21 protein-coding genes are annotated in these 22,642 nt (G+C 71.4%); 11 read left to right on the forward strand and 10 right to left on the reverse strand.

Features of this window, described 5'->3' with window-relative positions; genetic code table 11:
• A partial coding sequence (locus AC5020_RS14885; protein ID WP_464988843.1) for a BCCT family transporter occupies positions 1–867 on the forward strand: 867 nt, incomplete at its 5' end.
• 70 nt (positions 868–937) lie between these two features.
• On the opposite strand, the gene AC5020_RS14890 is transcribed toward AC5020_RS14885, so the two are convergent.
• Together AC5020_RS14890 and AC5020_RS14895 are read right to left on the reverse strand one after the other, a co-directional pair.
• The gene (locus AC5020_RS14890; RefSeq protein WP_464988844.1) at positions 938–1,930 is read right to left on the reverse strand and encodes a bile acid:sodium symporter family protein; all 993 of its coding nucleotides are present in this window, start codon (positions 1,928–1,930) and stop codon (positions 938–940) included.
• A gap of 81 nt (positions 1,931–2,011) precedes the next feature.
• Entirely contained in the window at positions 2,012–3,508 is a 1,497-nt protein-coding gene (locus AC5020_RS14895) for a glutamate-cysteine ligase family protein (protein WP_377792316.1), read from the reverse strand.
• Between the two features lie 223 nt (positions 3,509–3,731).
• On the opposite strand from AC5020_RS14895, the gene AC5020_RS14900 reads away from it, so the two are divergent.
• Positions 3,732–4,589, forward strand: a complete 858-nt coding sequence (locus AC5020_RS14900; RefSeq protein ID WP_464988846.1) for an alpha/beta fold hydrolase — start codon at positions 3,732–3,734, stop codon at positions 4,587–4,589.
• 9 nt (positions 4,590–4,598) lie between these two features.
• Here the strand turns inward: AC5020_RS14900 and AC5020_RS14905 are convergent, their stop codons facing one another.
• Entirely contained in the window at positions 4,599–6,137 is a 1,539-nt protein-coding gene (locus tag AC5020_RS14905; RefSeq protein ID WP_464988847.1) for an L-lactate MFS transporter, read from the reverse strand.
• 94 nt (positions 6,138–6,231) lie between these two features.
• Entirely contained in the window at positions 6,232–7,527 is a 1,296-nt protein-coding gene (locus AC5020_RS14910) for an MFS transporter (RefSeq protein ID WP_464988848.1), read from the reverse strand.
• A 120-nt stretch (positions 7,528–7,647) separates the two neighbouring features.
• On the opposite strand from AC5020_RS14910, the gene AC5020_RS14915 reads away from it, so the two are divergent.
• From AC5020_RS14915 to AC5020_RS14925, 3 genes are read left to right on the forward strand one after another with little or no spacing between them, the layout of a single operon-like run.
• Positions 7,648–8,484, forward strand: coding sequence for a nucleotidyltransferase family protein (locus tag AC5020_RS14915; protein WP_494564446.1), 837 nt, complete (start codon positions 7,648–7,650; stop codon positions 8,482–8,484).
• On the forward strand, positions 8,481–9,743 hold the full coding sequence (locus AC5020_RS14920) for a galactokinase family protein (protein ID WP_464988849.1): 1,263 nt from the start codon (positions 8,481–8,483) through the stop codon (positions 9,741–9,743). The genes AC5020_RS14915 and AC5020_RS14920 overlap by 4 nt, the downstream gene beginning before the upstream one ends.
• Positions 9,744–9,747: 4 nt before the next feature.
• Complete coding sequence (locus tag AC5020_RS14925) at positions 9,748–10,527, forward strand: profilin (protein ID WP_464988850.1); 780 nt, start codon at positions 9,748–9,750, stop codon at positions 10,525–10,527.
• A gap of 18 nt (positions 10,528–10,545) precedes the next feature.
• On the opposite strand, the gene AC5020_RS14930 is transcribed toward AC5020_RS14925, so the two are convergent.
• Positions 10,546–11,502 carry a DMT family transporter gene (locus tag AC5020_RS14930; RefSeq protein WP_464988851.1) on the reverse strand — a complete coding sequence of 319 codons (957 nt, stop codon included), beginning with the start codon at positions 11,500–11,502 and terminating at the stop codon, positions 10,546–10,548.
• A gap of 156 nt (positions 11,503–11,658) precedes the next feature.
• Here AC5020_RS14930 and AC5020_RS14935 point away from each other — a divergent pair, with 156 nt between their 5' ends.
• Together AC5020_RS14935 and AC5020_RS14940 are read left to right on the forward strand one after the other, a co-directional pair.
• On the forward strand, positions 11,659–12,765 hold the full coding sequence (locus AC5020_RS14935) for a WXG100 family type VII secretion target (protein WP_464988852.1): 1,107 nt from the start codon (positions 11,659–11,661) through the stop codon (positions 12,763–12,765).
• Positions 12,766–12,821: 56 nt separating this feature from the next.
• Positions 12,822–13,718, forward strand: coding sequence for an aminodeoxychorismate lyase (locus AC5020_RS14940; protein WP_464988853.1), 897 nt, complete (start codon positions 12,822–12,824; stop codon positions 13,716–13,718).
• Positions 13,719–13,722: 4 nt separating this feature from the next.
• Here the strand turns inward: AC5020_RS14940 and AC5020_RS14945 are convergent, their stop codons facing one another.
• From AC5020_RS14945 to AC5020_RS14955, 3 genes are read right to left on the reverse strand one after another with little or no spacing between them, the layout of a single operon-like run.
• Positions 13,723–14,718: an aldo/keto reductase gene (locus AC5020_RS14945; protein ID WP_494564447.1), complete on the reverse strand. Its 996-nt coding sequence runs from the start codon at positions 14,716–14,718 to the stop codon at positions 13,723–13,725.
• A gap of 2 nt (positions 14,719–14,720) precedes the next feature.
• Positions 14,721–15,122 (reverse strand): MerR family transcriptional regulator, encoded by a 402-nt coding sequence (locus tag AC5020_RS14950; RefSeq protein WP_377018859.1) that lies wholly within the window; start codon positions 15,120–15,122, stop codon positions 14,721–14,723.
• A 51-nt stretch (positions 15,123–15,173) separates the two neighbouring features.
• Positions 15,174–16,130 carry a sugar-binding transcriptional regulator gene (locus AC5020_RS14955; RefSeq protein ID WP_464988855.1) on the reverse strand — a complete coding sequence of 319 codons (957 nt, stop codon included), beginning with the start codon at positions 16,128–16,130 and terminating at the stop codon, positions 15,174–15,176.
• A gap of 97 nt (positions 16,131–16,227) precedes the next feature.
• On the opposite strand from AC5020_RS14955, the gene AC5020_RS14960 reads away from it, so the two are divergent.
• The 4 genes from AC5020_RS14960 (at position 16,228) to AC5020_RS14975 (ending at position 18,973) form a co-directional block, all read left to right on the forward strand.
• A complete protein-coding gene (locus tag AC5020_RS14960) occupies positions 16,228–16,749 on the forward strand; it encodes a PTS sugar transporter subunit IIA (protein WP_464988856.1) in 522 nt (173 codons plus the stop codon).
• On the forward strand, positions 16,746–17,183 hold the full coding sequence (locus AC5020_RS14965) for an NUDIX domain-containing protein (RefSeq protein ID WP_377804019.1): 438 nt from the start codon (positions 16,746–16,748) through the stop codon (positions 17,181–17,183). The genes AC5020_RS14960 and AC5020_RS14965 overlap by 4 nt, the downstream gene beginning before the upstream one ends.
• An 84-nt stretch (positions 17,184–17,267) precedes the next feature.
• Positions 17,268–18,116 carry an aldo/keto reductase gene (locus tag AC5020_RS14970; RefSeq protein ID WP_464988857.1) on the forward strand — a complete coding sequence of 283 codons (849 nt, stop codon included), beginning with the start codon at positions 17,268–17,270 and terminating at the stop codon, positions 18,114–18,116.
• 62 nt (positions 18,117–18,178) lie between these two features.
• Positions 18,179–18,973 (forward strand): serine hydrolase, encoded by a 795-nt coding sequence (locus AC5020_RS14975; RefSeq protein WP_464988858.1) that lies wholly within the window; start codon positions 18,179–18,181, stop codon positions 18,971–18,973.
• Positions 18,974–19,004: 31 nt separating this feature from the next.
• Here the strand turns inward: AC5020_RS14975 and AC5020_RS14980 are convergent, their stop codons facing one another.
• A complete protein-coding gene (locus AC5020_RS14980) occupies positions 19,005–20,720 on the reverse strand; it encodes an HNH endonuclease signature motif containing protein (RefSeq protein ID WP_464988859.1) in 1,716 nt (571 codons plus the stop codon).
• An 801-nt stretch (positions 20,721–21,521) separates the two neighbouring features.
• The gene (locus AC5020_RS14985) at positions 21,522–22,634 is read right to left on the reverse strand and encodes a C40 family peptidase (RefSeq protein ID WP_464988860.1); all 1,113 of its coding nucleotides are present in this window, start codon (positions 22,632–22,634) and stop codon (positions 21,522–21,524) included.
• Between the last annotated feature and the right edge of the window lie 8 nt (positions 22,635–22,642).

Raw genomic sequence — 22,642 nt, forward strand, 5'->3', positions numbered from 1 at the left:
GACACCTTCGCCAACACCGGCTGGCAGAACACCTGGACGGTCTTCTACTGGGCCTGGACCATCACCTGGTCGCCGTTCGTGGGCATCTTCATCGCCCGCATCTCCAAGGGCCGCACCATCCGCCAATTCGTCTCCGGCGTGCTCGCCGTGCCCTCCGCCTTCTCGGTCGTCTGGTTCGGCATCTTCGGCTTCTCCTCGTTCAACATCGAGCTCAACGGTGACGGCGGCCTGGTCGAGACCGTGGTGGACAACGGCGACGTGCCCGGCGCGCTGTTCTCCTTCCTCAGCCACTACCCGCTGGCGACCTTCGTCTCCGCCGTCGCCATCGTGCTGGTGATCGTCTTCTTCGTGACCTCGGTGGACTCCGCCGCACTGATCACCGACTCGATGGCCAACGGCCACGAGGACTACAACCCGCTCGGCCAGCGCATCTTCTGGGGCGTGGCGATCGGCCTGGTCACCGCGACGCTGCTGGTCTTCTCCGGCACCGGGGGCCTCGAGGCCCTGCAGTCCACGATCATCCTCGTCGGCCTGCCGTTCTTCGTCATGGGCTACTTCCAGATGTACGCCCTGTACCGAGCGCTGCAGGAGGACGCCGGCGAGCTGCCGCGGATGCGCACCCGCGAATGGAAGCAGGTGCTGCCGCCGGAGGAGTACGAGCGTCGCGAGGACGACGACGACTACGACACCGACGAGATGGTGGTCGAGCCCGAGGCGATGGGCGAGGCCCCGGTCATGCGCGATCCCTACGAGGAGGACGGCAACGGCGAGGACGTCGAGCCGGTCGACGGCCCCGCCACCCTGCCGGCCCGCACCGGCAGCGGCCGGGCCGAGCTGCCCGAGCACGGCCGGCCCGAGGGTCGCTGAGCCCATAACACTGTTCGCCCCCGCCCTGGTTCGAGACCGGAGCGGGGGCGAACGTGTGCTCGGGGAGGGATCAGCGCTCCGTGGCCGGGGCCTTCCTCTCGGCGCTGCGGCGGTGGTAGACCGCCAGCAGCGCGCCCGAGAGGTTGTGCCAGATCGAGAACACCGCGCCGGGCAGGGCCGCAGCCGGGCTGAAGGCGCTCGCGGCGAGCGTCGCGGCCAGCCCGGAGTTCTGCATCCCCACCTCGATGGAGGTGGTCCGCGCGGCGCGCTCTCCCTGCTTCAGGGCGCGGGCCAGCCAGTACCCGGCGAGGTAGCCGACGGCGTTGTGCAGCACGACGGCCAGCAGCACCAGCGCGCCCGCGGAGACGATGGTCTCCGTGCTGCCGCTGACCACGGCGAGGACGACGACGGAGATGCCGGCGACGCTCACCCACGGCAGCACCGGCAGCACACGGTCCACCAGGCGGCTCAGCAGCAGCCGGATCACGACGCCGGCGACGACAGGTATCAGCACGATCTGGACGATGGACAGCGCCATGTCTCCCGCGGCGACCGGCAGGTACGAGCCGGCCAGCCACAGCGTCAGCAGTGGGGTGAAGACCGGCGCGAGCAGCGTGGAGATCGAGGTCATCGTGACCGACAGGGCGGTGTCCGCCTTGGAGAGGTAGGCGATGACGTTCGAGCTGGTCCCGCCCGGTGCGCAGCCGACCAGGATGACGCCGACGGCGAGCTCGGGCGGCAGCTGCAGCAGCAGCGCGATCCCCAGCCCCACCAGCGGCATGATCACGAACTGGGCGAGGATGCCGATCAGGATGGGCAGCGGCCGCCGGGCGACCAGCGTGAAATCGGGGATCGTGAGGGTCAGCCCCATCGCGAACATGATGATGCCCAGGAACAGGCTGATCAGCGGCGCGATCGCCTGACCCACGGCGGGCACGAAGAAGGCGAACAGCGCGGCGAGGACGACGAGGGCGGGGAAGACGGTGACCGCGAGACGTGCGGAGCGGTCCTCGGAGGTGCGGGCGGCGTCCGCGGGGGGAGAGTTCGGGATCTTGGTACTCATGCGAGGCAATGTACCGCCCAGTGAGACGTCATCCTGAGATGTGGACGTCAGATGGTCGCGTGCCCCCGGCGGAGGCCCGGCTCAGGTCCGCTGCCGCGCCGGCACCGGCCAGGCGTGCACCGGCTCCCCGGTCTCCACGGCCTTTCGGTACAGGCGCGTCATCTCCGAGAGCGCCTCGGGGCGGCTCGCTCCGCGCACCTCGAGCGAGGTGACGGTGTCGATCTGCCAGCGGGCGCCGTTGCGGCCGGTGCGGGCGCGCGCGGCGAGCAGCTCGCCGTAGTGGTCGACCACGTCCCCGTCGGCCCCGAGGTCCCGCAGCCCGTCCATGGCCTGGGGGATCAGGTGCTCCTGCAGCAGATCGGCGACCCGGACCCGGCCCACCTTGGGCCAGCGCACGCGCGCCTCCAGACCCCAGCGGGCGCACTGCTGGAAGGTCTCGTCGGCCTGCTCGAAGCTCATCCGCGACCACAGCGGCCGGCGCTCGTGGACGAGAGCGTGCATGAGCCCGTAGAAGAAGGCGGCATTGGCGGCCATGTCCGCGGCCGTCGGCCCCGCCGGCAGGATGCGGTTCTCCAGCCGCAGGTGGGGGACGTCCGTGCCGGGGTCGTAGATGGGGCGGTTCCAGCGCCACACCGTGCTGTTGTGCAGCATCAGCTCGTGCAGGCGCGGCGAGGAGCCCTCGGTCAGCAGCGGTTCGTCGGCCATGTCGCGCGATTCCGGGATCAGCGCCGGGAACAATCGCACGTTCTCCTCGAACAGGTCGAACATCGAGGTGATCCAGCGCTCGCCGAACCACACGCGCGGGCGCACGCCCTGGTCCGCGTACTCCGGCGGGCGCGTGTCCATCGACTGCATGAACACCGGGATTCTGGTCTCGTGCCACAGCCGCTTGCCCATCAGGAACGGGGAGTTCGCCGCCAGCGCCACCTGCGGGCCGGCCACGGCCTGGGCCGCGTTCCAGGCGTCGGCGAAATCCTCCGGCGGGATCTGCAGGTGCAGCTGCAGGGAGGTGCACGCCGCCTCGGGGCCGACGGAGTCGAAGGTGGCGTCCAGCCCCTTGCCCTCGCCCTCGATGCGCAGCTGGATCTCCTCGCCGCGCGCCTCCATGACGCTCGCCTCGAGCACCTCGTACCGGGCCCCGGGGGCGCGCCAGGAGTCGTCGGCGAACAGATCCTCGGTGATCGTGGGCAGGTGCCCGATCGGCACGATGCGCGCGCCGTGGGCGGTCGCGGTGCGGTCCGCGCGCTCGATGCGGGCGGACAGCGCCTCTTCGAGCTCGCGCAGGCCCGGGCCGCCGGGGTGGGTGACGGGCAGGTTCGTCTCGACGTTGAACCGGCCCACCTCGTGGACGAAGTCCTCGTCGCCGAGCTCCTCGAGCACGGTGTCCGCGAGCAGCGCGGGGCTGAAGTCCTCGGCGTCGGCGAGGTTCATCTCGAGCTCGACGCCGACGGTGCCCTCGTCGATGAACTCCGCCGAGTCCAGGAAGGACTCGAAGACGTCGAGGTTGCGGCGCAGGACGCGCCGGTAGAAGGTGCGCTGACTGCGCGTGAACTCGGTCGAGCCGACTTCGCGTCCCATGGTGACCTCCCGGCCGGGGTGGATGCTGCGGCTCATCCAAGCATGGCCGTCTGCGCGGTGCGCGGTCGCCGCCGCGGATCGAGACCGAGCGGTCAGCGGGGTTGCGACGGACGGGCCTGGGCGAACGCCGGGGGCCGGAATCCTGTGCTTGCGGTGGAGACGGAGCCGCCGGATAGTGGTCGTCGTCACAGTCCCCGTGGCGGGCGCTGAAGGAGGGACTCCCATGGCCGGCACGATCTCCACCCCGGGGAGGCTGTTCGGGGAGGTCTCGCTGCACCTGGAGGACACCGGGGATCATGGCAGGCCCGTGGTGCTGCTGCACGGCTGGCCGCTGTCCTCGGCGTCCTGGGTCCGTCAGGTGCCCATCCTGCGGCGGGCCGGCTACCGCGTGATCGCCTACGACCGCCGCGGGTCAGGGCGCAGCAGCAAGCCGGCCACCGGCTACGGGTACGACACGCTCGCCGACGACCTGGCGGCGGTCCTGGAAGAGCTCGACCTGCGCGAGGTCAGCCTGGTGGGGTTCTCCATGGGCGGGGGAGAGGTGGTCCGCTACATCCGCCGGCACGGCGAGGACCGCCTGCGCAGCATCGTGCTGGCCTCCGCGGTGACGCCGATGATGCTGCGCACCCCCGGCAATCCCGACGGGCCGCTGCCCCCGGCGCAGGCCGCCGGGATGGCCAAGGACCTCGCGCTGGACCCGCCCGGCTTCTACGACTCGTTCCTGCGCGAGGTCTTCTCCACGGCCGACGGGCTCCAGGTCACCGAGCAGCAGCTGGCCGATGCGCTGGCGATGTGCCATCAGGCGACCCGGCCGGCCGCGCTGGCGACCATGGACGCCTTCGGGCGCACCGACTTCCGCAAGGACCTCGAGCAGATCACCGTGCCCACCCTCATCCTGCACGGGGACGGCGACCGGACGGTCCCCTGCGACGGCTCCGCGAAGCGCACGTACAACGCCGTCGCCCACAGCGAGATGCACGTGATCCGCGGCGGACCCCACGGCATCCCCCTCAGCCACCCCGCCGCGTTCAACGGCGCACTGCTGGACTTCCTCGCCCGCTACCCCGGCAGCTGCCGTTGACCCGCCTCGTCAGCCCGTGAACAGCTCCGCGGCGCGGATGGCGGTCTGGAACAGGCCGTAGGCCAGGCCGATCACGACGGCGACGGCGAGGAACACGGCCGCCGCGGTCTCCGCCGGAGTGCTGGACTCGCGTGCGGCGCCTCCGCTCGCCCCGCCGGCGCCGCTGCCGGTCCTCGCCTCCGTGGCTCCGGCGCGGTCGGCGCGGGCCTTCTCGGCGACCACGCTCTCGTCCTCGACGTGCGCGGAGCTCACGGCGCGGATCAGCAGGTTCGCCACGAAGCCCACCACCAGCACGCCCACCATGACCCACATGGACAGGCGGTACAGGTCCATGCCGTCGTGGCCGGCGGCGGCCTGCGATTCGACGATGCTGTTGACGATCAGCGGCCCGGCGATACCGGCCGCGGACCATGCCGTCAGCAGCCGGCCGTGGATCGCGCCGACCTGGTACACCCCGAACAGGTCCTTGAGATACGCGGGGACCGTGGCGAAGCCGCCGCCGTAGAAGGAGATGATCACCAGCGCCGAGATCACGAAGATCGCCAGCGAGGTGGAGCCGACGGTCGCCAGCACCAGGTACAGCACGGCGCCGACGGAGAGGTACAGGGCGTAGTTGACCTTGCGGCCCAGATAGTCCGAGGTGGTGGACCAGATGAACCGGCCGGCCATGTTGGCGATCGACAGCAGGCCGACGAACCCGGCCGCCGCCGCGGCACCGATGCCGAACCCGTCCTGGACCATGGGCGAGGCGTTCTCGAGGATGCCGATGCCGGCGGTGACGTTGGTGAACAGCACGATCCACAGGAACCAGAACTGCGGGGTGCGGATGGCCTGCTTCGCCGAGACCGCGCCGCGGGTCTGCGCCGCATGGGCGCTGGCCTGCTCGGGGCTCCAGCCCGTCGGCTTCCAGTCCGGGTGGGGCAGGCGCACCACGTAGGCCCCGGCCGCGATGACGATCAGGTAGCACACGGCCAGGGTCACGAAGGTCGGCGTGAGTCCCGCGACGAGGTTCTCGGCCTCCGGGCCGCCGCCGTACAGCGCCATCAGCCGGTTCGAGGCGGGGCTCGCGATGAGCGCGCCGCCGCCGAAGCCCATGATCGCCAGTCCGGTGGCCAGGCCGGGCCGGTCGGGGAACCACTTCATCAGCGTCGAGACCGGCGCGATGTACCCGATGCCCAGGCCGATCCCGCCGATCACCCCGTACCCGAGGTAGACCAGCCACAGCTGGCCGGTGGAGATGCCGAGGGATGAGACCAGGAAACCGGCGACCCAGAACCCGCCCGCGGCGACCATCGCCATGCGCGGGCCGACGCGCTCGACCCACGTGCCCAGCACCGCCGAGGAGATGCCGAGCATCGCGATGGCCAGGGAGAAGATCCAGCCGACGGCGACCTCGCCGACGTCGAAGCGGCCCTGCAGCGGCGACTTGAAGACGCTGAAGGCATAGACCTGGCCGATCGAGAGGTGGATGGCCAGCGCCGCCGGCGGGATCAGCCAGCGATTGAAGCGGACGGGCGCGATGATCGCGCTGCGATCGAGAACGGACATGAGGAGCCTCCGGGGACAGGGCCGGCATCAGCGGTGATGCTGCGCGGCTGAGGTGCTGCCTGACGCGGCGCCCACGATACGTCCCCGGGACCGGTCAGTCCGACCGCGCGGCGTGACGGCCCGCCGCGATCGCCGCGACCAGCGTGACCGCGGACAGCGCCACCAGCACGACGCCGGGATGCCACCACGCCTGCGCCGTCCAGGCGCCCAGGCCCGCGGTCGCCAGCGGCACGAGCCCGCTGACCGTCGCGGCCACGGCGTAGCTCAGCGACAGCGCCGACAGGCGGAACCGGGCCGGGAAGAGGTCGCTCATGAGGCCGCCGAGCGCCGCCCAGGACATGGTGGGCAGAATGCCGCCGATGACCATCATCGCCACCAGCACCCCGAACCCCGCCGACTGCAGCAGGAGGTACATCGGGAAGGCGATCAGCGCCGTGCCGGCCGCTCCGAGGCCCACCACCAGCGCCGAGCCGATGCGCGCCGCGAGCGCCCCGAACAGCGGGATCGTCACCAGCTGCAGGAGAGCGCCGATGGTGGCCGCGGTCAGCAGCTGCAGATACGGGTAGCCCAGCACCGCCGAGCCGTAGTTCATCGTGTAGGTGTTCATCAGCGCATAGGAGCCGATGCCCAGCTGGGCGGCGCCGATCGCGATGACCAGGGCCAACGGCCGGGAGCGGAACATCTCGGCCAGCGGGATCCGTTCGCGGCCGCCCTCCCGCGCGAGCCGCATGAACACCGGCGTCTCCTCGACCCGGCGCCGCAGGTAGACCGAGACCAGCAGCAGCGGGATCGCCAGCAGGAAGGGCAGGCGCCAGCCCCAGCTGCTCATCGCCGATTCGGGCAGTGTCACCGAGAGCACGATGAACACCGCCGCCGAGAGGATCGAGCCGATGGGGGAGCCGAGCTGCGGGATCGCCGCGTAGAAGGCGCGCTTCAGGGGCCGGGAGTGCTCGGTCGCCAGCAGCACCGAGCCGCCCCACTCGCCGCCGAGCGAGATGCCCTGGACCAGGCGCATCAGCACCAGGCCGATCGCACCGAACCAGCCCGCCTGGGCGTACGTGGGCAGCAGCCCGATGAGCCCGGTGGCCACGCCCATCAGCGAGACCGTCCACAGCAGGGTGGCGCGCCGCCCGATCCGGTCACCGAGGTGCCCGAAGATGAGCGCCCCGACGGGCCGGATCACGAAGGAGACCGCGATGGTGCTGAACGACGCCAGCGTCGAGCCGGCCGGGCCCAGGGGCTCGAAGAACAGCGGGCCGACGAAGAACGCCGAGAAGTAGGCGTAGAGATAGAAGTCGAACTGTTCGAGCGAGGTGCCCACCATGGAGGCCCAGGCGATGCACCACGGGGAGCGCGCGGCGGAGGACTGCGGGGCAGCCGTGGTGGTCATGAGGTCTCGCTTCCTGCCGCGACCGGACGCGGCGCTGACCAGCCTAGAAACCCTGCAGGCTCCGTGGTCGCCTTCGCGATAGGGCTCACACTCCGGTGTCGGCTCTCTAGACTCACCCGGGTGAGCGCCACCGACACCACCGTTCCCGCCCCCGGCCGTCGGGCCGTGATCCTCGCGCGCGGCCTCGGCACCCGCATGCGCAGGGCCGACGACGCCGCGCAGCTCGACCCGGCCCAGGCCGCCGTGGCCGCCAGCGGCGTCAAGGCCCTGATCGACGTGGGCCGCCCCTTCCTCGACTACGTCATCTCCGCGCTCGCCGACGTCGGTGTCACCGAGGTGTGTCTGGTCATCGGCCCCGAGCACGATGCGCTGCGCGAGTACGCCGCGGCGGTCAGCGGTGGCCGGGTCGCCGTGACCACCGCGATCCAGGCCGAACCGCGCGGCACCGCCGACGCCGTCGCGGCCGCCCGCGGCTTCGCCGGCGAGGAGCGGGTCATCGTCGTCAATTCCGACAACTACTATCCGCGCGAGGCCCTCGCCGCGCTCGCCGCCGCCCCCGGCACCGCCCTGGTGGGCTTCGATCGTGCCGCCATGGTCGAGCGCTCCAACATCCCCGCCGACCGCGTACGCGCCTTCGCCCTCGTCGCCGCCGACGAGCACGGCCACCTGCGCGACATCGTCGAGAAGCCCGACGAGCAGACCCTCGCCGCCTACGGTGAGGATGCGCCCGTGTCCATGAACGCCTGGCTGTTCACCCCCGCGATCTTCGACGCCTGCGCGCGCATCGAGCCGTCCGTGCGCGGGGAGTACGAGATCATCGACGCCGTGCGGCTGCTGGTGAGCGAGGGCGAGAGCGTCACCGTCGTCCCGTCGGCCGCCGGGGTGCTGGACATGTCCTCCCGCGGCGACATCGCCTCCATGCAGGAAGCCCTCGCCGGGACCGAGGTGCGGCTGTGACCGACGCGCTGACCGCGCTGACTCGAGCCGCCCGCGACGCACCGCAGCGGACCCGCTGGTTCGTGCCCGGCCGCATCGAGGTGCTCGGCAAGCACACCGACTACGCCGGAGGCCGCTCCCTGCTCGCCGCGGTCGATGCCGGGCACACCGTCACCGCCACGGCCCGCGCGGACCGCCTGCTGCGGGTGCGCTCCGAGGAGGCCGGTGAGACCGTCGACCTCGACCTCGACCGCCTCGAGGAGCCCACCGGCGAGGCCGACGGGCACTGGAGCGGCTACGTCCGCACGGTCGCCGCCCGGCTCGCGGCGAATTTTCGCGGCCGCCTGCGCGGGGCCGATCTCACCGTGACCACCACACTGCCCCTGGCCGCGGGCATGTCCAGCTCCTCCGCGCTCGTCGTCGGCCTCGCCCTCGCGCTGATCGACCTCTCCGGCCTCGCCGCCGAGCCGGCCTTCGCCACCGCGATCACCACGCCCGAGCAGCTCGGCGAGTACCTCGGCACGGTCGAGAACGGGCAGAGCTTCGGGGAGCTGAGCGGCCACCGCGGGGTGGGGACGTTCGGCGGCAGCGAGGACCACACCGCGATGCTCTGCGGGGTCCCCGGCGCCCTGGTCCAGTACTCCTTCTGCCCCGTCCGCCACGAACGCACGGTGGCGCTGGGGGACGAGCTCGCCCTGGTGATCGCCGTCAGCGGGGTGGAGGCCGCCAAGACCGGCGCCGCCCGCGAGGACTACAACCGGGTCTCCCTCGCCGTGGGCGAGATCCTGCGTCGCTGGCAAGAGGACACCGGCAGGCTCGACGCCTCTCTCGCCGCCGCGATCGGCAGCGGGCCCGCGAGCGTTCAGCGCCTGCGGGAACTCGCGGCCGACGACGACTACCTCGCCGGGCGCCTCGAGCAGTTCCTCGCCGAGTCCGAGCGGATCGTCCCCGCCGCAGCACTCGCCCTCGAGGAAGGCGACCTCGCCGAGTTCGGGCGCCTGGCCGACGACTCCCAGGCCGGCGCCGAGAGGGGCCTGCGCAACCAGGTACCCGAGACGATCACCCTGCAGAGACTGGCCCGGGAGCTGGGTGCCCACGCCGCGAGCGCCTTCGGAGCGGGCTTCGGCGGGAGCGTCTGGGCCCTGGTCGACGCCGTGGAGGCGGAGCAGTTCGCCGGCCGCTGGCTGGAGGCCTACCGGGCGAGGCACCCCGAGCGGGCCGGGACGGCGTCGGTCGCCATCACGCGCCCCGGCGCGGCGGCCCATCGGGTGACAGACTGAGGCCGTGAGCACGCCGATGAACAACTCCCTGCCCTGGCCCACCGAGGCCCCCATCCTGCCCGTGCTGTCGGTACGGCCGGTGCTGGATCGGATCGATTCCCTCGCCCGCACCCATGAGCAGGACGTCGCCCTGATCCCCGGTCTCGCCATGACCGAGGAGGAGGTCGCCGCGGACCCGCCGCCCGCGCTCGAGCAGGTCGCCGACGAGCTCGGCGGCATCGAGCTGTGCGGCCAGAGGGTCCTGACCCTGCAGATCGAGGACCGCACCGACGTCGGCCCCTACACGCTGCTGGGCGAGGCCACCTCGTTCTACCCGCTGTACGAGACGCCCGATGCCGCGGTGATCCTCACGATCGATCCCGACGGAGCGCCCGGCGCCGTCTACGGCATCGGCGAGGACCTCGCCCTGTACCTGGCCGCACCGAACCTGGGCGGCTATCTGGAGCGATTCGCCGACGCCCTCGAGGCCACGCTGAACGCCCTCGCCGAGCGCGACGACGAGGGCGAGGCCCGCACGGAGGCCGCCGAGCAGCTCATGGAGGGCCACCTGTTCGCCGAGATCCTGGGCATGGACGAGACGGCCGACCCGGTCGAGGTGCCCCTGCAGGCCCCGGCCACCACGGACATCGTCGACCTCCCCGGACATGCCGTCGCCGTGGCGGATCTGCGCGAGGCACCCCGCGGCGCCCGCGTCGACCTCATCGACGCCGATGTCCCCGGCGACCCGCTGGACCTCCACGTCATCTGGCGCGAACGCGGCCGGATCGTGGTCCTCGCCGGCTGACCCGCGGGCGCGCGGTCCTCAGGCTCGGGGCCGGCGGGCCGAGGCCGTGACCGCGGCGGCGACCAGGGTCAGCACGGCGCCGGTGATCGTCAACGGTGTGAGGTGCCCGGGCGCGGCGATGGCGTCGATGACGACCGAGGCCACGATCTGCCCGGCGATGGTCGACATCGCCAGGGTCAGCACGCCCAGCGGGCCCGCCAGATAGGCGGCCATGGCGATGAACACGACGCCGATCGGGCCGCCGAGGTAGAGCAGCGGGTTCGCCGGCAGCGCCTCGGGCGGCCCGGCGACGAGCACGTGCGCCAGCGCGGCCAGGCCCAGCGCCGCCGTGCCGACCACGAAGTTGCCCAGCGTGGCGACCATGAAATGGCCGCTGTGCTGGGTGACGCGCCCGTTGGTGGCCTGCTGCAGGCCCATGGCGACGCCGGCCACCATCGGCAGCGCGAGCAGATACCAGGGCGCCTCGGTGCTGATCCCGCGCGACATCGCCAGGATCACGGAGACCACCATCAGCCCGGCACCGATCAGGCGCATCGGGGTCAGGTGGCGCACGCCGCCGGGGCCGAGCCCCACCCGGTCCACGACCAGCCCGGTCACCGTCTGACCGGCGACCACGCAGACGATGAACAGCGCCACCCCGAGCAGCGCCACGGAGAACGACTGTCCCAGCACGTACGTCGCCCCGCCCAGACCGCCGATCGCGAGATACCAGGGGAAGGCCCCGGTGCGCAGGTCCCGCCAGAACGTGCCGGAGAGCCGGCGCAGGCGCGGCATCAGGGCCACCAGCACCAGGATCAGCACGAGACCGGAGCCGAAGGAGATGACGGAGGCGACGAAGCCGTCCTCGAGCTCGGCGGCGAGGTCGGAGTTGATGCGTGCCTGGGTGGCGCCCATGACGCCGCCGACGACGGCGGCCGGGACGGCCCACCACGGGGCGTGGGACGCGGAGGAGGTCTGCGGGGAAGTGCCGGTCACGATCGCTCACTGTACGACTGCGGGCGGATTCGCGAGAACTGCCGATGGCATGGGTAGTCCTCCCCATGGCCGCCATCGTGCGACGACCATACGGTGGAGCCATCACATGGGGAGCATCACGGGGCGTGGTGTGGGGATGAGGGAGACGAGGGGCCGATGAATCACTTCTGGGGGGCGGACACCGAGGCCTTGCGGTCGGTCGGGTCCATTTACGTGCGCAGAGCGGAGCTCCTGGCCGATCTGGAGGCGAGGCTGTCCTCGACCATCGACACCATCGAGTGGGTGGGCGAGGACGCCGACGCGTTCCGCGCCGACTGGACCGGCAAGGTCCGGCCGGGACTGCAGGACTGCTCCGTCGAGCTGCGCCACCACGCGCGCCGTCTGATGGGTCACGCCGACGAGCAGGAGGCAGCCTCCACCGTCGACGGCCCGACGTCCAGCGGCGGTGGCGGCGGCGCCGGAGGTTCGGGTGGCAGCGGCAGCGGCAGCGGCAGCGGCAGCGGCGGCGGTGCGGGCGCGGGCAGTCCGGGCGGCGCGACCGGCGGCAGTTCCGGCGGCCCAGGTGGCGCCGGCATGGGCCTGGCAGAAGGCGTGTTCGGAGGCGACGACGGCATGGCCGGGATGCTGCGCGAAGCACTCAGTACCCCGGAGGGCCGGGCCGCGTTCCAGGGCGGGCTGCTGGGCAGCCTGACCGGCGGAATGCTGTCCGGCATCCTGGATCGCGCTCTCGATTCCGGAATGGGTCTGCAGGATCTGCTGACAGGCCTCGGCCTCGGCGGAGGCCTGGGCAACGTGATCGGCAACGGCCCGCTCACCGACGGCACCTCTGCCGACAGCACATCGGGCGGCAGCGACAGCTCCGGCACCAGCGGCAGCGACTCCAGCGGCGCGGGCGACGGCAGCGGGGGCGGCGGCTCAGCCGGAGGCAGCGGCGGCGGCTCAAGCTCCGGTGGCGGCGCCGGCGGCGGCGAATCCGGAGGCGGCGCCGGGGAGGCGCTCGGCTCCGAAGCCGCAGGCACCGAGGGCGGAGGCCCGTCGGGCGGTGGTGGCATGCCGATCGGGATGCAGGGTCTCGTCGACGGCGGGGAGTCCAGCGGCGCCACCACCATGGGCGGACGCATCGAGATCGCCGGTGGCGACGAGGGCGGCTCCCTCCTGGACCGGATCCTCGAGATGATCGGCGACGTCATGGGACCGGGCGAAGGCAGCGGCCCGGCCATCGGCGAGAGCATCGGCCACTCCACGCAGGAGCATCGCGGCTGACGGGCCGGCAGGGTCTATCCTGAGAGGTCCGGTCGCCTCACCTCAGGAGCAGCGCCATGACCTCGTCCAGCACGGACACTCCCGCCCCGGTCCTCGTCCTCGTTCCCGGCGCCGCCGGGGCCCCGACCGACGGCGGCGATCTCTTCGTCCTCGCCGACCCCGACGCCCCTCAGCTCTCGGTCACGGACCTGGTCGCCACCCGCGGCGACGGCGTCTTCGAGACGATCGGCGTGTTCGACGGCAAGGCCGTCAACGTCGGCCCCCACCTGGAGCGACTGGCACGCAGCGCGTCCCTGGCCGAACTGCCGGAGCCGGACCAGCAGACCATCGCCCAGGCGATCGACGCGGCGATCGCGGAGCACCCGGCGGTGCCCGAGCTGACCGTTCGCGTGATGCTCACGCGCGGCATCGAGGGCACGGGCACCCCCACCTGCTGGATCCACGCCCGCGTCTCGGACGACTGGACGCCGTACCGCGCCGGCATCCGCGTCGCCGCGCTGGACCGCGGCCTGTCCACCACCGTCACCGAGACCAGTCCCTGGCTGCTGCCGGGCGTGAAGACCCTCAGCTACGCCGTGAACATGGCCGCGACCCGCGAGGCCCGGCGCCGCGGCGCCGACGACGTCCTGTTCGTCTCCACCGACGGCTACGTCCTCGAAGGGCCGACGTCCACGCTGCTGGTGCGCCACGGCGACACCTACAGCACCACTCCCGTCAGCGCGGGCGTGCTGCCCGGCACCAGCGTGACCAGCCTCTTCGACGTCCTGCAACGCGAGGGCACGCAGACCCGCGAGCAGCTGATGGTCCCTACCGACGTGACTTCGGCCGACGGCGCGTGGCTGCTGTCCTCCACCCGCCTGGCCGCGCCGATCTCCCACCTCGACGACCAGCAGCTGCCCGTGGATCTCGAGCTCACCGCCCGCTTCCAGCAGGTGCTGAAGGGGCAGGCCTGAGAGCTCAGCGGTCGATGGTCGACATGTCGCCGTAGCGCTCGCCCGCCACGGCGTCCCGCGGCACGGCCTCGACGAGCTCCCTCAGCGTGGCGGCATCCAGCGTCACGTCGGCCGCGCCGACATTCTCCTCGAGGTAGCGCACACGCTTCGTGCCCGGGATCGGCGTCACGTCCTCGCCCTGGGCGAGGACCCAGGCCAGGGCGAGCTGGCCCGGGGTGCATCCCACGCGCTCGGCGATCGCCCGCACTCGCGCGACCAGCTCCAGGTTGGCATCGAGCGCCGAGCCCTCGAATCGCGGGAACCTGCCGGCGGCGCGGCTGTCGCCGTCCTTGAGCGTCGAGCGATCGATGGCGCCGGTGAGGATGCCGCGGCCCAGCGGGGAGTAGGGGACCAGTCCGATCCCGAGGTCGCTGAGGGTCGGCAGGATCTCGTCCTCGATGTCGCGGGTGAACAGCGAGTACTCGGTCTGCAGAGCCGTGATGGGGTGGACGGCGTGGGCGCGGCGGATCGTCGCCGCGGAGGCCTCTGACAGCCCGAGGTGGCGGACCTTCCCGGCCTCGACCAGCTCCTTCATCGCTCCGACGGTCTCCTCGATCGGGACTTGCGGATCCACCCGGTGCTGGTAGTACAGGTCGATGTGGTCCAGGCCGAGCCGCTGCAGCGAGGCGTCGCAGGCGGCGCGGACGTACTCGGGACGGCCGTTGATGCCGACCATGGAGCCGTCGGCCCGTCGTTCGTTGCCGAACTTCGTGGCCAGCTGGATCCGATCGCGGGCCAGCGGGGCGGAGGCGATGGCCTCGCCCACGAGCTTCTCGTTGGTGAACGGGCCGTACATGTCGGCGGTGTCGAGGAACGTGACCCCGAGGTCGAGGGCCCGGTGGATGGTGGCGATGCCGCCGGCGTGATCGGGGGTGCCGTAGAACTCCGACATGCCCATGCAGCCGAGGCCGAGGGTGGAGACGGTGAGCGGGGAGGCGGTGCCGAGGGTGCGCTGTGTGATGGTCATGGATCCAGACAACTCCTTGGAGCGCGCTCCACGTCAAGCGCGTCCTCGTAGATACCGATCTTCTGCTCGATCGCCCCGAGGTGGGCGGTGACGTCGGCGAGCTGGGTGAGCACGACCTGCCGGTGGGCCTGCAGCAGCTCGAGCCGTTCCTGCTCGTTGCCCGCCCCCGCCCGCACCAGATCGGCGTACCGGCGGATCTCGCGGATCGGCATGTCCGTCGCGCGCAGCCTCGTGATCAGCGCGATCCAGGCGAGGTCAGGGTCCTCGTAGCGGCGCTGCCCGCTGGCCGAGCGGGGCACGGGCCGCAGCAGCAGGCCGGCCCGTTCGTAGTAGCGCAGCGTGTCCGAGGTCAGGGCGAGCTGCCCCGCCGCATCGGCGATCGCGATCCCATCGGTCATGGTCCGAGTGTGACTCCTGGAGCGCGCTCCAGGGCAAGGCGCGTGCGAGGATCAGGCGCGGGCGAGGATCTCCCGGGCCAGCTCGGCGTCGACGATCGCGGTGTCGATCGCCCCGCTGCGCAGCACGCCGCGCACCCCGGGGGCCTTCTCGGCGCCGGCCGCGACGCCGACCACCTCGGGGATCCGCAGCAGCTCGGAGAAGGTCACCGCGAGCACGCGCTGGTCCGTCGGCGCCCCCAGCGGCACCCCGTGCGCATCGACGAACCGCCCGCACACGTCGCCCACGGGGTCCTGCGCCTCGAAGGCGGCGCGCTCGGTCTCGCTGAGGTTCATCAGCGAGACGATGTGCGGGGAGGAATGCAGGCCCACGGATCCGATGCCCACCAGGGCGAGCTCGACCTGCGCGGCGGCGGCGAGCACCTTCCCGATGCTCGACTCGGAGCGCAGGGTGGCCGCTGTGGTCGCCGATTCCAGCACCGCCGGCGCGTACAGGGTCTCCGGTCGCGCGCCCAGCCGCGAGGCGAGCACCCGGAGCACGGAGTCACCGGAGTCGAACTGGTCCAGCGCGCTGTGCCCGCCCACCAGGGGCAGGACGCGGGGCGTCGGCCGCAGCTGCAGGGAATCGAGCTGGGCGACCACGTTCTGGACCGTCTGCCCCCAGGAGACGCCGATGCCGCCCACGTGCGCGGCCCGTTCGGCCAGCGCGGCAGCTCCCTGGCGGGCCACCGCCTCCATCGCGGTGGTGCGCGGCGCCGAGACGACATGGGCCTCGCGCAGGGAGAACGCCGCCCGCAGCGCCGCCTCCAGGGCCTCGTCACGCCGCGGCGGTCCGTCGGGGTCGTGGATCGCGATCTCGACGATTCCGCGGTCCCGCGCCTGGGTGAGGATCCGGGAGACGTTCGAGCGCGAGAGCCCGAGCTCGTGGGCGACCTCCGTCTGCGAACGGCCCTGCTCGTAGTAGAGCCGGGCCGCCCGCACGATCACGGCGGTGTCGCGAGGTGCGGGCATACGGTTCTCCTGGGACGCGCGGGAACGGATCCGCCCAGCGTACGCAGGGCCGGGGCGAGGGGATGACAGAATCTGTGGCACCGACCCGGGAGGCCCCATGACCACAGATCCTCGTCACCGCGACCCTGCTGCGCCGCGCCTCGAGCTCGGCGTCGTCCTCTCCGGCCTCGACGTGGCCAGCGCCGAGGACGTGCTGCGCACCCTGGCCGGACGGCTGCTGGACGACGGCGCGGTGACGCCCGGCTTCCCCGACGCCCTGCACCAGCGCGAGCTGCGCTACCCCACGGGCCTGCCGACGCCGATCCCCACCGCGATCCCGCATGCCGATCCCGAGCATGTCCTTGTCCCCGGCCTCGCGCTGGCGACCCTGGCCCGGCCCGTGCCGTTCGGGGAGATGGGCGGCAGCGGCGGCACCGTGGACGTGCAGCTGGTGGCCATGCCCCTGCTCCGCGACGCCACGGAGCACCTGGCGACGCTGCAGCGACTGGTGGGCGTGCTGCGGGACGAGTCGGCCGTCGCGGATCTGCTGGCCGCGGCCGACGACGAGCAGCTGCGCGAGCGCGCGATGGCACAGCTGGGTAACGTCGACCCTGGCCAGAGAGAGGAGGATCGCGCGTGAGCTCACCGCGACTGGGAGTGAAGGCGCTGATCGTCCGCGATGCGCACGTGCTCATGAATCACTACATCGATCCCGACGGCAGCGATGTGTACGCCCCGCCGGGCGGCGGCCAGGAGCACGGCGAGGACCAGGTGTCGGCGCTGATCCGCGAGTGCCGCGAGGAGATCGGGGCACTGGTCGAGGTTCACCAGCTGGCCTGCCTCTACGAGCTCCTCATCCCGCCGTTCCACCAGGTCAGCGTGGCCTACTGGGCCGGCCTGGTCGAGGGCGAGGAACCGGGTATCGGCACCGAGCCGGATCCGGGGCAGGTGGGCACCGCCTGGCTTCCCCTGGATCGCCTCGCCGAGTACCGCTTCCATCCCGTCGAACTCGCCCGCTGGCTCGAGTCCGATCCCAGCAGCCGGCCCGTCTCGCTCGGGGTCTGCGCGGCCTGACGCCGGGCGGACCAGCGCCCGGGGCCGGGAGGAAAACGCTAGCCTGGGAGTCGCCGACTCACCTGTTTCATCACGAGGAGAATCATGCCCAGCTCGCCCTCCATCCCCTTCCACGACGGCCGTTCGATCCCGCAGCTCGGGTTCGGCGTCTGGCAGGTGGAGAACTCCGTGGCCACCGACGTCGTCGCCCAGGCACTCGAGGCCGGCTACCGCCACATCGACACCGCCCGCGGCTACAACAACGAGGCCGGCGTCGGCCAGGGCCTGAAGTCGGCGGGTCTCGCGCGTGATGACGTGTTCGTGACCTCGAAGGTTCCCAACCAGGACCAGGGGCGCGAGAACACCCTGCGATCCTTCGACGCCACCATGGAGGATCTCGGGCTCGAGGAGCTCGATCTCTACCTGATCCACTGGCCGGCCCCCGCCAACGGTCTCGCGGTCGAGACCTGGAAGACGTTCATCGAGCTGCAGGAGCAGGGCCGTATCCGCTCCATCGGCGTCTCGAACTTCCGCATCGAGGACCTGGAGAAGGTGGAGGCCGAGACCGGTGTGCGGCCGGTGCTGAACCAGATCGAGCTCCACCCCTACTTCAGCCAGCCCGAGCTGCGCGAGTTCCACGCCTCCAAGAACATCGTCACCGAGTCCTGGTCGCCGCTGGGCCAGGGCGGCGGCGAGCTTTCCGACCCCGTGGTCCAGGAGATCGCCGACAAGCACGGCGCCTCCACCGCGCAGGTCGTCATCGCCTGGAACCTGGCCCTCGGCAACGTGGTGATCCCGAAGTCCGAGACCCCCGAGCGCATCGTGTCGAACTTCGCCTCCCTCGAGGTCGAGCTCGCCGACGACGAGATCGAGGCGATCACCGCTCTGCACAAGGGCGAGGCAGGCCGCCGCGGCGGCAACCCCGGCGAGTTCGGCGGTCGTCAGGGCGCCTGAGCCCGGACGACGGCTCGCACGAGCCGACCTGGTCAGGGACGGATGTCGGTAGGGTTCGAAGAATGTCGATCCCGACCGCCCCCGTCCCTGACCAGGCTTCGGTGTCCCACTGCCTGCTCGACGCGCACGGCCGGGAGCTTTCGGCCGACGGTGCTGAGCACCCGTACTACGCCGCCAGCACGATCAAGCTGCACGTCCTGTGCGCTGCTCTGTTCGCGGCCGACCGCGGCGAGCTGGATCTCGACGCCACGGTCGGGTCGGCGCGGACCTTCACGGGCGCCGACGGGCAGGCATTCACCCTCGGCGGGGACCACCTCGATCCGACCCATCCTGGCGAGGGCGAGCGAATCGCGGTGCGCGAGCTGGCGGTTCGGATGATCGACCGCTCGAGCAATGAGGCGACGAACCATCTCGTCGAACTCATCGGCCTCGACGCAGTGGCCGCGGCGATCAAGGATCTGGGACTTACGGCCACTCGCGTCGAACGGCTCATCGGTGACAAGGGCGCCATCGATGCCGGCGCGACCAACGAGACCAGCGCCAGGGATCTTGCCGTGACGATGCGCGCACTGGTTGGAGCGGGGTCCGGCCTTTCGCGAGCGTCTCAGCAGCTGGCACGGGAAGCGCTGCGTGCTCAGCGCATTCCCGTGATCGGAAAGGCTCTGCGGCATGGAGTCGAGTGGGGGTCGAAGTCCGGCTGGGTCGAGGGTTATCGCCACGACGTCGCGTACGTGAGCAGCCCCGCCGGACCTGATACGCGTTTCCTGGCGGTCTTGACGGCCGGAATCGGCCAGGACGACGCCGACGCACAGATTGCCGACCTGGTTCGCACACTGCTCCCGGACCGCGCAGCCTGAACCCTGCTCCTGGGCACTGCCGTGAGAGCCGTCAGAACGGTGGTGGTTCGTCGTCCTCCGGCCGGGGCGGCGGCGGGGGTGTGGGGTCGGCGCGTTTGCCGAGGAATCTGCGTTCGCGTTCGCGGCGCTTCTCGGTGATTCGTTCGGTCTCGGAGCGTTGGGCGTCTTGTTCTTGGGCCCGGGTGGCCTGGTCCTGGATGCGTTCGTGGTGGTTCCAGGCGGTGTTGAGGGCGGCGACGAGGTGTGGGGTGGCGAGGTCGGTCTCTTCGCGGGTGCGGGCGCGGGCGGCGAGGTCGATGCTCCACCGGGTCTCCAGCGGCCCGCCGCTGCTGCCGTGGAACGGGTCGGCGCGGTCGTGCCCCTTGGCAGTATTGCTGTCGTCGTTTTCGGAGCCAGCGGCACGACCGGTACCACTGAAGCCCCCGGGGCCCCTGGGGTCGGGTGCCGGATTTCCCGGGCCGCCATCATTACCGGGCATGCTGCCGCCGCTGGGCGCGCGGGTGTTTCCGGTGTCGCGTTCGGGGTCTATTCGGCGACTGGTTTTCAACTGGTGGTGGCGCCAGCATAATCGGTGGAGATTGACGAGGGTGGTGAGGCCGCCGGCTTCGGGGTGGTGGTGGTTGAATTCTTGGATGTGGTCGTTCTCGGCGCTGAGGGCGGTGGCTTTCCGGCACCCGGGGGCGGCGCACACGGGGTGGCGCAGCCGCAACTGCTGACACATTTGCGCGCTGGGTTTGTAGGTGGTGGCCGCGGTGGGCAGGAACGCTCCGGTGGCGGGGTCGGTGAGGATCCGATGCCAGGTCGCATCCTCGTTCGCTGCCAACACGCGTGCTTGTTCGGCGGGGATCGGGGTCTGGCCCTCGATCAGCCCGGGCGCGTTCGAAGCACCGAGGAGGGTGAGGGCGGGGACGGTGACGTTCAGGGTGAACTGCTGGCCGCGTTCTTGGACGGGGTCGATGCTCAGCATCGACCGGGTCAGCACCGCATACCGCAGCTCTGCGAAAGATTTGGCGCGGCCGCGTTCACGCAGGTCCTCATCGATGTCGAACGGCAGTGGGCCCTGCTGGCCGTCGCGGAGGGCTTGGCGCTGGGCTTGTTGGACGGTCAGGGCGGAGGTGTCGATGCGGTGCATCAGCGCGATGATCTCGGGGATGGGCCCGGTGATCAGCATGGTCGCCGTCCCGCACCGCTCATCATCGATCTCCACCGCCACCTGGCGCTTGGTCTCGGGTAGTTCGGGCAGGGCGTCGGCGGTGAGCAGGTCGATGAGGTATCTCAGGCGGCGGTCGAACTGGTCGCGGGAGATGTTCGCCAGATCCCACGAGGAGACATGGGTATCGACGATGTGGATCTTCTCGTCGTTCAGGGCCGCGGTTTTGCGTAGCAGGTGGCGGTGCCAGTCCTCCGGCATGTCCCCGGCATCGAGGAACACGAACACGGCGGGGAGCTGGTCGATGGCGCGGTGGGCGTGGCGGATCATGGTCTCGGCGCGGCTGGTGGAGCAGCGCAGAGCGGTGGCGAGCTTCAACGCCACCAGATCCGAGTCCTCCACGGATCCTGCCACCTCATCGTCCGCGGTGAAGAACTCACAGATCCGCTCGAGCTGGCGGGCATAGGCGGTGGCCTGGGCACGGACGGCAGCATGTATCGCCTGCACCCGCCCGCCCTGCTCACTGCCGGGCTCGGCTTCGGCGGCCTCGAGGATCCTCTCCTCGGTCAGCGGCTTGCGGGCTCGCAGGGGCGGCACCGTCGGCATCTCCGCCTCGGGCTCGTGCTCCGGCGCAGTGTCCGCAGGGCCGGACGCGTCATCGGGGCAGGCATCGTCGGCCGGATCGGGAGCTTCACCGGAGCCAGGAGCGTCATCCGAGCCATGGCCTTCGCTCGTCCCGGGAGGAGCGAAGGCCTCTCGGGCATCCGCAGAGTCAGCAGCATCCTGGCCCGGGGAGGGCTCGCCAGCGTGGTCTGGTTGCAGTTCTTCCTCGCCCATGACCAAACCCCCTCCCTTTCCCTGACAGTGCCGCACCCCCGGAAATATCCGGCCCCTGCGACTGTCCCCAGTTTATCGACTCGAACACCAATCCGAAAGAGATTCGCGAGATTCGGAGAAATTTGTGGATGAGTGACCACTGTGGAGGAACGGCGAAGCGTCAATGTGGACGAGTGGCCACTGTGGAGGAACGATGGCGGCGTCGAATGTGGATGAACGGCCACTGTGGAGGAATGATGGTTTACGTCCACGCGATTTACCACATCTGAGCGGCGTCAACAGTATGGGTGTGGAAAACCTGCCATTGTGGAGGAAAGGCACATCGGGTCGCCGTGAGCACCGGCTCGGACGGCCCACGACCACTGCGCCGGGCGTCGTCACCGGCACTGAATCGCACACCGCCCCAGACACACATCGGCACCTGCCGGCGCGCGCTCAGGGAGCGCACCGTCAGGTGCCGATGGGGAACGAACGTGGTGTGGGGCTGCACGGGGCAAGGGGCCCGCCGGACCGCTGGCCCGTCGCCCCGCCGGCCCGCTGGCCCGGCGACCCGCCGCTGGCTCAGCCGGCCAGGGCCACGCGCCGCGCTCCGGCGTACTCGCCGGTCGGGTCGTACTCGGTCAGCGACATCTGCTCCACGCTGCGCGAGGCGTTGGGCGCCTGCATGATCATGTCATCGCCCAGGTAGAGGGCGACGTGGCGGATCGAGTCGCCGCCCGGCTCGGTCGCGAAGAACACCAGGTCGCCGCGCTGGAGGTCCTCGCGCTCGACCGGCTCGAGACCGGAGTTGTTCATCTGGGCACCGGCATCGCGGTTGATGGTGATCCCGTGGTGGTGGAACAGCGTGTAGGTGTAGCCGGAGCAGTCGAACCCGTAGGCGCTCACGCCCGCCCACAGGTATCGCAGCCCCAGGAACCGCTCACCGGTGGCGACGATGTCCTCCACGGTGGGCAGCGGCGGCTGCTCGCCGTGCTCGCGGACCACCACGTCGTCGGCCGGCAGATACGCCGCCCGGGCGCCGGGAACCGCGACCTTGACCGCCTTCCCGGTACGGCCGAGCACCGGCAGGATCGTGTCGAAGGAGACCGGGATGCTCGGATGGTTGCCCGACGGGGTCCCCGTCAGCGTGCTGGTCAGCGCCGTGACGGTCGCCGTCGGCGCGGAGCCGGCGCGGGCGGCGAAGTCGCCGTCGGCCACCAGATGGATGGTGGGCACCCAGCCGGGGTAGCCGCGCGGGTCGCGCGGGGTGGGCTGCGCGGTCACCACGATCTTCGCCCAGTCGCCGTCGATCTCGTCGACGATCACCTCGCTGCCGAGCACGGCCTGGGACTCGAGCTCGCCGGTCAGCCAGCGCCGGGTCTCGGTGTCCTGCATGTTCGCGTTCCAGGCATCCAGGTCGACGGGGTTGGTCAGCGAGGGGTCGTCGATCCCGGGACGGTTCGTGCGCGGATCCACCCACAGGGTGGTGGCCGTGACGGCGACATGGGCGAGGTCGCCCGGCGTGAGGCCCTCACCAGGGGCGGGGAGCCCGGCGGGGGCGGCGTCGGCCGGAGCGGCGACGGCGGCGGGCGCGACGGAGGCCAGCCCTGCGACGGCGAGACCGGCGGTACCGGTCGCGGCGAGACGCAGACCATCGCGGCGGGTGAGACGGACAGCGGGGGAGTGCGTGGACATCAGGTTCT

Source organism: Brachybacterium sp. SYSU DS0246 (assembly GCF_059391765.1).